The sequence below is a fragment of the Miniimonas sp. S16 genome, from assembly GCF_057748195.1.
Genome location: NZ_CM173242.1, coordinates 935,320 through 948,538 on the forward strand (window position 1 = coordinate 935,320; position 13,219 = coordinate 948,538).

11 protein-coding genes are annotated in these 13,219 nt (G+C 75.5%); 4 read left to right on the forward strand and 7 right to left on the reverse strand.

The features are described from left to right. Window positions 1–130 precede the first annotated feature (130 nt). From ahcY to AC3AQ1_RS04200, 4 genes are all read right to left on the reverse strand, one after another. A complete protein-coding gene (ahcY, locus tag AC3AQ1_RS04185; protein ID WP_108717939.1) occupies window positions 131–1,792 on the reverse strand; it encodes an adenosylhomocysteinase in 1,662 nt (553 codons plus the stop codon). Window positions 1,793–2,316: 524 nt separating this feature from the next. After that, the gene (locus AC3AQ1_RS04190) at window positions 2,317–3,255 is read right to left on the reverse strand and encodes a cation diffusion facilitator family transporter (protein ID WP_108717940.1); all 939 of its coding nucleotides are present in this window, start codon (window positions 3,253–3,255) and stop codon (window positions 2,317–2,319) included. Between the two features lie 211 nt (window positions 3,256–3,466). Continuing rightward, window positions 3,467–3,673, reverse strand: a complete 207-nt coding sequence (locus AC3AQ1_RS04195; RefSeq protein ID WP_108717941.1) for a Trm112 family protein — start codon at window positions 3,671–3,673, stop codon at window positions 3,467–3,469. 100 nt (window positions 3,674–3,773) lie between these two features. Continuing rightward, window positions 3,774–4,133: a DUF3499 domain-containing protein gene (locus tag AC3AQ1_RS04200; RefSeq protein ID WP_108717942.1), complete on the reverse strand. Its 360-nt coding sequence runs from the start codon at window positions 4,131–4,133 to the stop codon at window positions 3,774–3,776. 48 nt (window positions 4,134–4,181) lie between these two features. On the opposite strand from AC3AQ1_RS04200, the gene AC3AQ1_RS04205 reads away from it, so the two are divergent. Beyond that, window positions 4,182–4,646: a metallopeptidase family protein gene (locus tag AC3AQ1_RS04205; RefSeq protein ID WP_234417757.1), complete on the forward strand. Its 465-nt coding sequence runs from the start codon at window positions 4,182–4,184 to the stop codon at window positions 4,644–4,646. An 88-nt stretch (window positions 4,647–4,734) separates the two neighbouring features. Further along, the gene (rfbD, locus tag AC3AQ1_RS04210; protein ID WP_108717943.1) at window positions 4,735–5,577 is read left to right on the forward strand and encodes a dTDP-4-dehydrorhamnose reductase; all 843 of its coding nucleotides are present in this window, start codon (window positions 4,735–4,737) and stop codon (window positions 5,575–5,577) included. 42 nt (window positions 5,578–5,619) lie between these two features. Here the strand turns inward: rfbD and AC3AQ1_RS04215 are convergent, their stop codons facing one another. From AC3AQ1_RS04215 to AC3AQ1_RS04225, 3 genes are read right to left on the reverse strand one after another with little or no spacing between them, the layout of a single operon-like run. After that, complete coding sequence (locus AC3AQ1_RS04215) at window positions 5,620–7,281, reverse strand: DUF5719 family protein (RefSeq protein WP_108717944.1); 1,662 nt, start codon at window positions 7,279–7,281, stop codon at window positions 5,620–5,622. Further along, window positions 7,278–10,658 carry a glycosyltransferase gene (locus tag AC3AQ1_RS04220; RefSeq protein WP_108717945.1) on the reverse strand — a complete coding sequence of 1,127 codons (3,381 nt, stop codon included), beginning with the start codon at window positions 10,656–10,658 and terminating at the stop codon, window positions 7,278–7,280. Before AC3AQ1_RS04220 ends, AC3AQ1_RS04215 begins: the two co-directional genes overlap by 4 nt. Before the next feature lie 13 nt (window positions 10,659–10,671). Continuing rightward, window positions 10,672–10,974 (reverse strand): WhiB family transcriptional regulator, encoded by a 303-nt coding sequence (locus AC3AQ1_RS04225; protein ID WP_108717946.1) that lies wholly within the window; start codon window positions 10,972–10,974, stop codon window positions 10,672–10,674. A 161-nt stretch (window positions 10,975–11,135) separates the two neighbouring features. Here AC3AQ1_RS04225 and AC3AQ1_RS04230 point away from each other — a divergent pair, with 161 nt between their 5' ends. Both AC3AQ1_RS04230 and AC3AQ1_RS04235 read left to right on the forward strand, forming a co-directional pair. After that, window positions 11,136–11,795, forward strand: coding sequence for a TIGR03089 family protein (locus AC3AQ1_RS04230; RefSeq protein WP_370445346.1), 660 nt, complete (start codon window positions 11,136–11,138; stop codon window positions 11,793–11,795). Window positions 11,796–11,913: 118 nt separating this feature from the next. Next, complete coding sequence (locus tag AC3AQ1_RS04235) at window positions 11,914–13,209, forward strand: LCP family protein (RefSeq protein WP_159096371.1); 1,296 nt, start codon at window positions 11,914–11,916, stop codon at window positions 13,207–13,209. Window positions 13,210–13,219: the final 10 nt, after the last annotated feature.

Here is a 13,219-nt window from a genome sequence, read left to right on the forward strand (position 1 = left end):
GCTCCGGGGTCGACGAGGCGGTGCCGACCAGGCTTCCCGGCGCTCCGCGAGAGACTCTACCGAGCCTGCCGCGGAGCGTGCCCGCGCCCTGCCGCGCCCGTGGTGGGACGCACCGGCCGGCGCCTCCGGCTCAGTACCGGTAGTGCTCGGGCTTGTACGGCCCGGCGACGTCGACGCCGAGGTACTCCGCCTGCTCCTTCGTGAGCTCGGTGAGGTCGACGCCGAGCGCCTCCAGGTGCAGACGCGCGACCTTCTCGTCGAGCGCCTTCGGGAGGCGGTGCACGTCGAACCCCGTGCCCTCCCGAGCGCCCTCCTGCCGGACCTCGCCGTTCGAGGCGAGCTCGCCGTCGTGCGCGCCCTCCTGGTCCTGCTCCGCGTCCGCCACCCGCGGGCGCAGGTACGCCGCGCCCGCGTGCAGGTCGAGCTGCGCGAGCACCTGGTTCGTGAACGACGCGCTCATCACGAAGCTCGGGTGGCCCGTGGCGTTGCCGAGGTTGAGCAGCCGGCCCTCCGAGAGCACGATGACGCTGCGCTCGGGGCGCGCGGGGCGGACCACGCCGTCCGGACCGATCTCCTCGTCCTCCGCAGGCAGCGTCCACTCGTGCACCTGGGGCTTGATCTCGGTGCGAACCACGCCCGGTACGGCCTCGAGGCCCGCCATGTCGATCTCGTTGTCGAAGTGGCCGATGTTGCCGAGCACGGCCTTGTCCTTCATCGCACGGATGTGGTCGACGGTGACGACGCCGACGTTGCCCGTGGTGGTGATGACGAAGTCGACGCGGTCCACGACCTCCTCCAGGCGCGCCACCTGGAAGCCGTCCATCGCCGCCTGCAGCGCGCAGATCGGGTCGATCTCCGACACGATCACGCGGGCGCCCTGACCGCGCAAGGCCTCCGCCGCGCCCTTGCCGACGTCGCCGTAGCCGACCACGAACGCCGTCTTGCCGCCGATGAGCACGTCGGTCGCGCGGTTGAGGCCGTCGGGCAGGGAGTGCCGGATGCCGTAGCGATTGTCGAACTTCGACTTCGTGACCGAGTCGTTGACGTTGACGGCCGGGAACAGCAACTCCCCGCGCTCGGCGAGCTGGGCGAGGCGGTGCACACCCGTGGTGGTCTCCTCGCTCACGCCGCGCAGGCCCGCCGCGATCCGGGTGAACCGACCCGGGTCGGCCGCCAGGCTGCGCCGCAGCGTCTCGAGGAAGACGATCCGCTCGGCGCTGTAGCCGCGCTCGCCCGGCTGCGGGTCGCTCTCGACCGCGCCGCGCCGCTCGGCCGCCACGCCCTCGTGCACGAGCATCGTGGCGTCGCCGCCGTCGTCGAGGATGAGGGTCGGGCCCACGTCCTCGCCCGTGGCGGGGTCGATCCAGGTGAGGATCTCGTCGGTGCACGCCCAGTACTCCGCGAGGCTCTCGCCCTTCCACGCGAAGACCGGCACCCCGCGCGGCGCCTCGGCGGTGCCGCCGTCCTCGGGACGTCCGACGGCGACGGCGGCCGCCGCCTCGTCCTGCGTGCTGAAGATGTTGCAGCTCGCCCAGCGGACCTGCGCGCCCAGCGCCGTGAGCGTCTCGATCAGCACGGCGGTCTGCACCGTCATGTGGAGGCTGCCCGCGATGCGCGCCCCCGCGAGCGGCTGCGACTCCGCGAGCTCGGCGCGCAGCGCCATGAGGCCCGGCATCTCGTGCTCGGCGAGGCGGATCTGGTGGCGACCGGAGTCGGCGAGGGCGAGGTCGCGCACGCGGACGTCGAGCGTGCCCGACGGCGTGGCAAAGGTCTGGCGCTGGGGTGCGGTCACGGTCGCCCAGCGTACGCGCCCGGGGTGCGCCGCCGCCGTCGTCGTCGGGGTGCGGCGTCGGTCTTGCGGTCGGTGTCGCGGTCGGTGCGCGCCGCCGGTCTTGCGGTCGGTGTCGCGGTCGGTGCACGCCGCCGGACCTTCCGTCGGCCGGAGAAGCCGCCTCGACCGCGCGGCCGCCCGCCGCGCGGGTAGCCCGGAGCTTGCCGCACCGCCCAGAACGGCCCGTGGCGACGAGACCGGCCCGCAGCGGGCCGTTCTCGACTCCACGGGCCGTTCTCGACGAAGGTGGCGCCGCGGTGGAGACCCCCAGGGCCGTTCTCGTCGCCACAGGCCGTTCTCGACGACCGGGGTCCGGCAGGGGGCCACCGCGGCGGTGCTCAGTGGACCGTCCTCGTCGCCAACGGCCGTTCTCGACGACCGGGGCTCGGCAGGGGCCACCGCAGCGGTGCCCAGCGGACCATTCTCGTCGCCATGGGCCGTTCTCGACGGCGGATGCGACGCTGCGGCACTCGAGGGGGCGCGACTCAGTCGGTCGCGGTGTCCTGACTCACGGCGCGGCGCAGGTCCGGCTCGAGGTAGATCACGCGGGCGATCGGCACCGCGGCGCGGATCCGACCCTCGGCCGCGTCGATCGCCGCCGCCACGTCCGCGGCGGTCGACGCGCTCGGGACCTCGATCTTCGCCGCGACGAGCAGCTCCTCGGGCCCGAGGTGAAGGGTCTTGAGGTGGATGACGGAGGTCACGCCGTCGCCGGCTGCGGCGGCGAGGACCGCGTCCACGACGTCGGGCTCGGCGCCCTCGCCGAGCAGCAACGACTTGGTCTCCCGGGCCAGCACGAACGCGATGCAGACGAGCAGCGCGCCGATGGCGGCCGAGCCGAGGGCGTCCCAGCGCCCGTCGTGCGTGAGGAGCGTGGCAGAGACCCCGACGAGCGCGAACACGAGCCCGATCAGGGCGCCGAAGTCCTCGAGCAGGATGACGGGCAGCTCGGGCGACTTCGAGCGCCGGATGAACTGCCACCACGACCCGGAGCCCTTGTGCGGCCGCGACTCGTGAATGGCGGTGCGGAACGAGAAGCCCTCCATCCCGATCGCGGCGGCCAGCACGACGAGCGGCACCCACCACCACTGCCCCTCGATCGGGTGGGGGTGGCGGAACTTCTCGTACGCCTCGTAGAGGGCGAACACGCCACCGAGCGTGAAGAGCACGATCGACACGACGAACGCGTAGAAGTACCGGGCGCGGCCGTAGCCGAACGGGTGCTCGGCGTCGGCCGCGCGCACCGCACGGCGTCCGCCCAGGAGCAGGAGGAGCTGGTTGCCCGAGTCGGCGACCGAGTGCACGGCCTCCGCGAGCATCGAGGAGGAGCCGGTCAGCACGTACGCGACGAACTTGGTGACGGCGATGCCGAGATTGGCGGCGAGCGCCGCGAGGATCGCCTTGGTGCCGTGCTGCGCTGACATGTCCGCCTCTCGACCGGGTTGCGGATCGCATCGTAACGACGTGACATCGGGCGTCGTACCGGCGCCCACGACGGGCGCCGCTCACGGCGGTCCACGCGGCGGTCGCGACGAGCGTCCCTCGCGACCGCGGTCGGACGGGCGCCCACCGGCCGCTCCCCCGTCGCCGGCTGCCCAGCCGGGACGGGCCGCGAGCGAGGGCGCCCGCGGTGCCTCAGCCCAGCGGTCGAGCCTCGTCAGGCAGCAGCACGGGGACGCCGTTCCGGACGGGGTAGGCCAGCGGCTCGTCGGGGCTGGTGTTGTGCAGCTCGGGCTCGCCGTCGGGCCCGGTGCCCTCGCGCAGGGGCGTGCGCGTCACGGGGCAGCGCAGCGCGTCGCGCACCCACTGCGCATCGCCCGCTCCGAGATCGGGTGTGGTCATCGTCGTCGCTCCTCGCTGGTGGTCTCGGTCCCCGGGGTCTCGGGTTCCTGGGTGGCTGACGCCCTGCGCACGAAGCGCACGGTGCGCCGTCGCGCCCGCGTCACTCCCCGCCGTCGAGCACGCGAAGGTGTCCGCGGCGCGAGCCCGAGGCAGCCGACGGCGGCGGGGGTGCCGTGGGCGCGGGCGCGCGCGAGGCCTCGCGCACGGCGTCCGCGAGGGCGACGAGGTCGTCGGGGGTGGGCGCCGGCGCTGCGTGATCGAGGTCGACCGCGAGGCGCACCACCTCCCACCCTCGCGGCACCGTCAGGCGCCCGGCGTGCTCCGCGCACAGGTCGTAGGAGTGCGGCTCGGCCTGCGTGGCGAGCGGGCCGAGGACCGCCGTGGAGTCGGCGTACACGTACGTCAGGGTCGCGACGGCGGGGCGAACGCACGTGGCGCGCGTGCACTGGCGGATCCTCACCCCGCCACGCTACCCGCTCACCCGAGCCCCCGACGTTAGGCTCGGACGGTGTCCCGCACCCCCCGCGCGCTCGACCCGCTCACGATCCCGTCGCGCCGCGGCGCGCGTCGGCGTGACCGCCGCGGTCGCGGCCTGCGGGGCCCGTTGCTGCCCCCCGGGATGCCCGCGAGCCGGACCCGCGCGGAGCGCTTCGAGGACGCGGTGCTCGACGCGGTCGAGCTCCTCGAGCAGCGCTGGTCACGCCAGCTGCGCGACGTCGAGTTCGCCGTCGAGGACGTTCCGCCGTCCGATCCGGCGCCCTGGGAGCACGGCCCCGCGCTCGGCCGGGCGTTCGCGGCGGACGCCGTCGCCGGCCTCAGCGCGCGGATCGTGCTCTACCGCCGGGTGGTCGAGGAGCGGTGCGACGGCGAGGAGGAGGTCCGCGCACTGGTGCGGGCCGTCGTCGTGGAGCAGGTCGCCGAGCTGATCGGGCAGCCGCCCGAGGCCGTCGACCCCGGGTATCGTCCCGACTGACGATCGGGGCGTCGCTCGGAGCAGCACGCCGTCGTCCTTCCGTCTCACCCGTCCCGGCGCCTCGTCGCCTCGGTCCGTCTGGAGTTCCATGCGCATCCTCATCACCGGCGCCCACGGCATGCTCGGGCAGGACCTGTGCCCGCGCCTGTCCGCCGAGCACACCGTGGTCGCGACCGACCGGGACGACCTGGACATTACGGATCCGGCGCAGGTGGAGTCGGCCGTCGCCGGCTTCGACGCCGTCGTCAACTGCGCGGCCTGGACGAACGTGGACGTCGCCGAGGAGCGCGAGGCGGACGCGTTCCTTCTCAACGCCGTCGCGCCCCAGCTGCTGGCGCGCGCGGCGACCACCGCCGGGGCTCGCCTCGTCCAGATCTCGACCGACTACGTCTTCGACGGGCACGCCAGCACGCCCTACGCCGAAGAGGGCGCCCAGCGGCCCGCCTCGGCCTACGGCCGCACGAAGGCGGCGGGCGAGTGGGCGGTGCGAGCCGCGGGGCCCCAGCACCTCGTCGTGCGCACGGCCTGGCTCTACGGCGCCGGCGGGAACAACTTCCCCCGGACCATCGCCCGCCTGCTGCGCGAGAAGCCGACGCTCGACGTCGTGGCGGACCAGGTCGGTCAGCCCACGTGGACTGCCGACGTGGCCGACGTCGTCACGCGCCTCCTGGAGGCCGGCGCCCCCGGCGGGGCGTACCACGCCACGAGCTCGGGCAGCGCGTCGTGGTGGGAGTTCGCGCGCGCCGTCGCGCTCGCCACCGGGCAGGACCCGGAGAAGGTGCGCACGACGACGAGCGAGAAGTTCCAGCGCCCGGCGCCTCGGCCCGCCTACTCCGTCCTGGGGCACGATCGGCTGCGCGCCGCCGGGCTCGAGCCGATCGGGCCGTGGCAGGAGCGCTGGTCGGTGGCCGCCGAAGCCGTGCTGGCCTGAGCCGCGGGCCCGGTCCGAGCAGGATCCGAGCAGGACGAGAGGTCAGCCCAGCGACACGCGGATGGCGGCGGACCGCTCCACCTGCGGGTCCTGCTGCGCGCCGATCACGCTGACGAGCTCCCCCAGCGGGTCGGTGTAGGTGAGGACGGCGCCCGCGGCGACGGGCGCGTCTGACGTGAGCCGCACGAGGGCGGGCGACGAGCCGAGCTGCGAGGCGTCCAGCGCGACGCTCCGACCGGCGGGCACGTCGACCTCGACGGTGCCCACCACGGTGCCCGTGGCGTCGAGCGCCGTGGCCGTCACGGTGGCGTCCTCGACCGCGCCGATCACGAGCTGTGCCCGCTCGACCACCGACCCGAGGCCGGGCAGCGCGACGGCCTGCGACGTCCCCGAGGCGACCGAGGGCAGCCAGGCACGGTCGATGACCGGGACGTCGGGGTCCTCGGGCGCGGGCTGACCGACGCGGACCAGGGACGCACCGGTCACGACGGGCAGGTCGGAGGAGACGCGCACCGTGTAGGTCCCCGGCGGCGCTCCGCCGAGGGTCACGTCCGTCACCGCGCCCGCCTCGACCACGAGCCCGTTCAAGCCACTGATCGGGACGACGCCGTCGGAGCCGAGGAGCTCGATCGAGACGGTCGCGGGCGTCTCGCCGGGGTTGAGCACGCGGACGAGGGCGGTGTCCTCGTCGTCGATCGTGCTGCTGCCCAGGACGACGCCGGGCACGAGCGCCTCGACGCCGGGCGCCGCGGTCGCCGACACGACGTCGGTGCCCGCGGGGGTCAGGCCGTCGAGCTGGTTCGTCGCGATCGTGGCGCTGACCAGGCCGCCCGCGGCGGTCAGCTGCAGCGCGAGCCGGTCCTGGTCCGGGGCGACGGCCTCGAGGGAGACCGTCTGCTGCGACCCGGGCGGCACCACGACGGCGGTCGAGGTGAGCGCCACGGGTCCGGTCGCGCCCCAGGCGGCGAGCGTGACGGTGGCGGCCGTTCCCCCGGCGTTGCGCAGGCTCAGCGTTGCCGAGGAGCCGATGGTCGTGCGACCGCCCGCGAACCAGAGCGTCGACGACCCGGCCGGGCACGAGGCCGCGGACAGGCCCCGCAGGTCGCCGGAGTCCGCCCGCGACGCCGTCGCGGCGACGGCGAACGCGGCCGCACCCCCGGCGGGGTCGGCGCGCAGCACGCTCGGCTCGGCCGGGTCAGCGAGCGTCCCGATCGCGCCGTCAGGGCCGGGGGTGAGGGCCGTGCCGGCCGCGGTGAGCGTACCGAGGGTGGCGCTCGGGAGCGCTCCGCCGCGCGCGAGCACGGCGCCGAGCACCTGGGTCGTGGTCGTCGAGGCGCCGGAGAGCTCGGAGTCGGTAGCCGCACCGGACGTCGCGGCGGGCGCCGTCGGGCAGGTCAGGGCCACCCCCGTCGGCGGCACGGCCACGGCGAGCGGCTGCGCCTGCGCGACCTGCGCCGTCGGCAGCGCACTCGCGCCGACCACGACCCCGGCGCCGAGCGCGAGCACCCCGAGCGCGGACACGATCCGCAGCGTGCGGGTGAGGCCCTCGCGGCCCGGGTGGATCGAGCGAGGCCGGCGCTTCCCACCCTGCCGGGGCGCCTTCGTCGCCTCGGCACGCTCGGGCGCCGTGGCCTCGTCGCCGGTCGTGCTCACCTCGCGCTCGCGGCCGGCGTCGAGCCCGGAGTCGGTCTCGGACGTGCTCATACGACCTCCTCGGGGGTGCGCCGTCGGGCCGGGAGCGCGAGCAGGAGCGTGAGGCCCAGCACCACGATCTGCACGACGACCCACGGGGTCCGCACCGGGTCCACGTAGCTGATCTCGAGCTGCCCGGACGCGCCCGCGGGCAGGGTCCACGCCTGACGCCAGTCCGTGGTCACGGGCTCGAGCGTGACGCCGTCCAGGCGCGCCACCCAGCCGGGATCGGCTCGCTCCGCCAGCACGACCGTGCGGTCGGCCTCGCCGGAGAGGATCTCGCCCCCGGCCTGGACGACGCCGGACGTCAGGCCGCCCACCGGCAGGTCGCGGCTGGTCACCACGACGTTCGGGGACCCGGTGCCGTCGGCCTCGAGCACCCGGGCGCGCGCCGCGACGTCCGCGACGACGCGCCAGATCGAGCCGGACGCGTTCGTGGTCACCTTCTCCAGGCCCGCGGTCGCGTCGAGCTCGGCCGCCAGGGCCGCCGCGGCCGACGGGTCCGCACCCGGTCGCGCGGTCGAGTCCGGGTTCGCGACGACCACGACGGCGACGCCGTGCGTCAGGAGCGCGGGCACGGCCTCGTCGGCGGCGACGGTCAGGCGCGACACCGCGACCGCGAGGTCGGCGTCCGCGGCGTCCGGCGCGGCGATCTCGGGGCTCAGGGGTGAGCCCGTGAGCGCGAGCGTCGTCAGCGCACCGTCGACGAGCTGGGGTCCGTCGGCGCGCCAGAGCTGGACGTCGAGCCCGTCCGCGGTCGGCGTGAGCGAGAGCACACGAGCCGAGGCGGCCGAGACCTGCACCTGGCGCCCGAGGGCCGGAACGGGGTCGGCGCCACGCGCGGCTACCTCGACGACGCCGGGGTCGCTGCGCACCGCGAGCACCCACGTGACCGCGCCCGCGGCGGGCCCGAGCGCGGCCAGCGCCACGAGCACCGCCGAGGCGGACTGCCGCCAGCCGAAGGTCGCGCCGCCGAGGCGACGGCGCATGCCCTCCCCCGCGACGGCTGCGGCGAGCAGCGCACCGAGCAGCGCGAGGGAGAGTGCGGGACCGGGCCAGGTGCCGACGCTCGACTCGACCCCGCCGTCGACGTCGGTGCCCACGCCCACGAGCGGGAGGGTCACCGCGGCGGCGAGCGCGAGCACCGCCAGCAGCCAGCCGATCCGGACGGTCACCGCCTGCGCGCCGCCGCGCAGCAGCGCGGCGAGTGCGGCGAGCACCACAGGCGCCGCGAGGGCGAGCGGGAGCCAGGCGAGCGCCGACGGCAGCCAGGTGACGGGTGCCGGATCCAGGGGCCAGAGCAGGGCCGACTGCCACGGCGACGCCACGGTGAAGGCCTCGACGGCGCCCGGCTCGGACAGCAGGAGCCGGACGAGCTGGTCGGCGCCGCCGTCCGCGCCCGCAGCCGACGTGAACGGTGCGGTGAGCCACGGTCCGAGCAGCGCGAGCGCCGGCACCGCCACGAGCACGAGGCGCCCGCGGCCGGCGTGCAGGCGACGCGCCCGACGCGGCAGCGCCATCGCGAGCACCGCGAGCAGCACGAGCCCGAGCGGGAGCAGCAGGGGCGCCCCCGCGCAGGCCACGGCGAAGGCGAGCCCGGCGGCCGCGCACGCGCCGATCGAGCCGACGGGCCCGGAGGAACGTCGCCCGGAGGTGAGCGCCAGGGCGGGCGCTGTTTCGGCGTCGTCGACCGCGGAACGGTGGACGCGCTGCGCCCCGACCATGCCAGACAGCACGACGTCGCGCCGCTGGACGCCGAGCCCGCGCGCCACGCCGAGCGCGACCCAGGGCAGCGCGAGGTGCGCGACCACGGCTCCGACCCGGCCGTCCGCGACGGCCGTGAGGAGCGGGGGCATGAGCGCCCAGGCCCCCGCGACCCAGGCGCGGACCCCGACGCTGCGCGTGGCGGCACCGGCGGCGAACCACGCGCCGATCGCCGCGAGCGGCAGCGCGCCGACCAGGAGCGCGGTCAGGACCACCGTGACGGGGGTCCCCCACAGCCCGCCGACCAGGGTCGTCAGCGCGGCCAGGACCAGGAGGAGGGGTTCGGCGAGCACGGCATGGCCGTCCCCGACGGCGAGCCACGGCGACGTCGCCAGCGTCCAGAGCGAGCGCACGTCGCCGTCGACGGGCAGCAGCGCACCGCCGACGAGCGGACCGGCGAGGATCCAGGAACCGACGGTGACGAGCGCGACCGCCACCGTCGCGAGCACGACGAGCGAGAGCGTGGTGCGGCGGCGCCGGGCGAGCGCCGCGGCCTCGCGGATCTCCAGCTCGGAGCGCGCTCGCGCGGCGCGGCGCAGCGCGGCCCGCTGCAGTCGCTGGTCGCGCCACGTCGCGAGGCGCTCGCCGAGCCCGACCTGCAGCGGACGCAGCACGCGACGCGGCAGCACGCTCGTGCGCCGCGCCTGGCGCCGCGCCCGGCTCACCGCGGAGAGGCCGGCCGTGGCCGCGAACGGCGCGCGCAGCTCCGCCCCGACGAGGTGGAACTCCTTGGTCACGAGCCGTCCGAGCGCGCGGACCGGCGCGAGCAGGTACATCCCGAGGAACGCGAGCACGGCACCCATCGGGGTCGCACCGGCGAGCCGCGCGTGCAGCACCGCCTGGCGCCGCGCCGGCCAGGACCGCTCGGGCTCGGGGGCCGCGTCCACCGCCGATTCGCCGTGCCGCGGGGCGCGCAGCGCGAAGTAGCTCGCGCGGGCGTGCCGGACGGTCGCTCCGGGCGCGATGACGACGCGGTGCCCGGCCAGGCGTGCGCGCCGGGCGAGATCGGCGCCGTCGCCGAACGGGCCGAGCGCCGGATCGGTCCCGCTCAGGGCGTCCCACACGTCGCGGCGCACGAGCGCGCCGGCGGTCCCGACGGCGAGCACGTCCGACCGGTCGTCGTACTGGCCCTGGTCGATCTCGTGCTCCTCCAGCGCCGTGAAGCGGCGACCGGACCGGGTCATCCCGACGCCGACCGAGATCAGCTCGTCCGGGGCCGTCCACTCGACCTGCTTGGCGCCCACGACGGCGACCGAGGAGCCCTGCTCGGCCGCGCGACGCAGCTGCGTGAGCGCGTCGGGCTCAGGGGCGCTGTCGTCGTGCAGGAGCCAGAGCCACTGCCCGCGCGCGCCGGGTCGGTCGCGCAGCACCGCGCGCACGGCAGCGCCGAACGTGGCGGCGTTCGCGGCCGGCAGCACGTCGGCCCCCGCGAGGCCGGCCGCCTCCGCGGCGTCCCGGACCGCGGCGAGCGCGGTGGGGTCCCACACCGCGACGAGGACGCGGTCGGGTGGGGTGGACTGCCGCAGGATCGCGGACAGCGTGCCTTCGAGCCAGGGAGTGACATTCCGGGTCGCCACGACGGCGAGCACCGACACGGGCTCGCGCAGCGGCGCAGCGGAACTCACGACGTGCGGCGCCTCAGACTGCTCGGCGCTTCAGCCGGCGCCGCTCCCGCTCGGAGAGCCCGCCCCAGATGCCGAACCGCTCGTCGTTCGCGAGCGCGTAGTCGAGGCACTCGGCGCGCACCTCGCACGAGGCGCACACCTTCTTGGCCTCGCGGGTGGAGCCGCCCTTCTCCGGGAAGAACGCCTCGGGGTCCGTCTGGGCGCACAGTGCGCGCTCCTGCCACTCCAGGGCGCCCTCACCGAGGAAGGGCCCCGAGTTGAGCGCTGACCATGCGGTCGGTGAGGCGAGAGGTCCCTCGCCCAGGATGTTCCACATCCGCTGCCTCCGAAGGTCTCGCTCGCTGGTCAGGTCCACCGCAGCGCTGCGGCGGCATGTGAATTACACGCGTGTCATCCCCTCGTAGTCAAGCCGATGCGTGGTATCCGCCTCGGCTCCTCGGCGTGTCGCCGGGGGATCGCCGTAGGTTCGGGAGCATGATGCTCGATCCCGATGCCGCGTTCTCGTCCCTGCTGGCGAGCGGTCCCCGCCCGCGTCTGACCTGGTCGGGCGGCGGTGAGCAGCTCGAGCTGTCCGGCCGCGTGTGCGCCACCTGGGCGGCCAAGGTCGCCAACCTCCTCGTCGAGGAGATCGACGCCGGGCCGAACACGCGGGTCCACCTCGATCTCCCGCCGCACTGGCGAACGGTCGTGTGGGCGCTCGGCGCGTGGTTGACCGGGTCCTGCCTCGTCCTTCCGGACGACGGCCCCGACGCGACTCCGGCGCCCGACGGCGAGCCTCGGCCGGTCGCGTCGGCTCCCCTCGACGTCGTGGTCACCTCGCGCCCGGGCCCGTGGGAGGAGACGTGGGCCGCGGGCCGTGCGCGGCCGGAGCTCGCCGTCGCCGTCCCGCTGCCGTCGTTCGCGCTGCGCTGGCCGGGCGACCTGGCGTCGGGCTGGCTCGACGGTGCGGTCGACGTCGCGGCGCAGCCCGACGCGCTCGGCCCGGTCGCCGCCTTCCGGCCCGACGCCGTCGCGCTGGCCGGTGCGGGCTGGCACGCGCCGTTCGCCGACGTCACGCGGGCGGCACGCGTCACCCCCGTGGCCGAGGTGCTCGCGCTGGCGGCCGGCGCGTCCGCCGACGTGCGCGAGCCTCGCTGAGGTCGCCGGCCGCGTCGCCCGGCTCGGTGACCGACGTTCACAACACTTCCACGGGCGCCCCGCAGAGCACCCTCGCGCCTGACCGGTGCCCTCCTGCCCGTCCCCATACGATCGGGGCGTGACCTCTTCCCCCATGGCTCGCTGGCGGCATGCCCGCCGCAACCCGTCGCGATCCCTGCTGCGCGGTGTGCTCACGTCCGGGGTCGGGATCATCGCCTTCGTCGTCGGCGGCGTCACCTTCGCCTACGCCGACATCCAGAACAACATCACGTCGCTCGACGTCGAGGACCTCGTCAACGGGGCCATGGCGACGAGCCCGACGCAGTCGGCCTCCGCGGAGGCGACGTACGACGACCCGAAGACGGGTCAGCCGATGAACATCCTCGTCATGGGGACCGACGATCGCAGCGGCGAGAACGCTGAGATCGGGGGCAACGACGCGGGCATGCGCTCGGACACCACGCTGCTGTTCCACATCTCAGCGGACCGCAGCCGGATCGACGCCGTCTCCATCCCGCGCGACCTCCTCACGCCGATCCCCGCCTGCACTCTCCCCGACGGGTCGTCGACGTGGGCGCAGGACGACGCGATGTTCAACTCGGCGTTCTCCCAGGGCTCCTCGCAGTCCGACACGGGGTCGGACGAGGCCCGCCAGTACGGCGCGGCCTGCACGATCCTCACCGTCCAGCAGATGACGGGCCTGACCGTCGACGAGTTCGCCCTCGTGGACTTCGCCGGGTTCCAGCGCATGGTGGACGCGGTCGGCGGGGTCGACGTGTGCCTGGCCGAACCGCTCCAGGACGACTACACCGGCCTGGACCTGCCCGCCGGCCAGCAGACGCTCGACGGCGTGCAGGCGCTCCAGCTGGCGCGCGCCCGCCACAACATCGGCGACGGCTCGGACATCAACCGGATCGACCGCCAGCAGCAGCTCCTCACGGCCATGATCGACGAGCTCATGTCGAAGAACCTGCTGACGAACTCCCGCGAGCTCTACCAGTTCCTCTCGGCGGCGACGCAGTCGCTCACCACCAGCCCGGGGCTGTCGCAGATCACGTCGCTCGTCGGCCTCGGCATGTCGCTCGACAACCTGTCGCTCAGCGACGTCACGTTCGCCACCGTGCCGTTCGTCTACGAGGGCGCCCGGGTCCGAGCGACGGCGACGGCCGACGACGTGTGGGCGGCCCTCGCGGCCGACCAGCCCCTCTACACCGCGCTGCCCGAGCTCGCACCGGCCCCCACCGCCACCCAGGACGCTCCCGCCGGGGACCCGGCCACGAGCGACCCGGCGCCCGAGGGCGAGGTGGCGACGTCGGACGGCTCGGGTGCCTCGGACCCGGCCGCTCCGGCTACGAGCGACGCGCCGCAGCCGACTCAGGACGCAACGCCCAAGACCATCACCGCGACCTGTTGACCCGACGTCA

Coding starts and splice junctions, on each gene's coding strand:
- AC3AQ1_RS04190 (WP_108717940.1), bottom strand. CDS start 3,255: ATGTCAGCGCAGCACGGCACCAAGGCGATCCTCGCGGCGCTCGCCGCC.
- AC3AQ1_RS04195 (WP_108717941.1), bottom strand. CDS start 3,673: ATGACCACACCCGATCTCGGAGCGGGCGATGCGCAGTGGGTGCGCGAC.
- rfbD (WP_108717943.1), top strand. CDS start 4,735: ATGCGCATCCTCATCACCGGCGCCCACGGCATGCTCGGGCAGGACCTG.
- AC3AQ1_RS04215 (WP_108717944.1), bottom strand. CDS start 7,281: ATGAGCACGTCCGAGACCGACTCCGGGCTCGACGCCGGCCGCGAGCGC.
- AC3AQ1_RS04225 (WP_108717946.1), bottom strand. CDS start 10,974: ATGTGGAACATCCTGGGCGAGGGACCTCTCGCCTCACCGACCGCATGG.
- AC3AQ1_RS04230 (WP_370445346.1), top strand. CDS start 11,136: ATGCTCGATCCCGATGCCGCGTTCTCGTCCCTGCTGGCGAGCGGTCCC.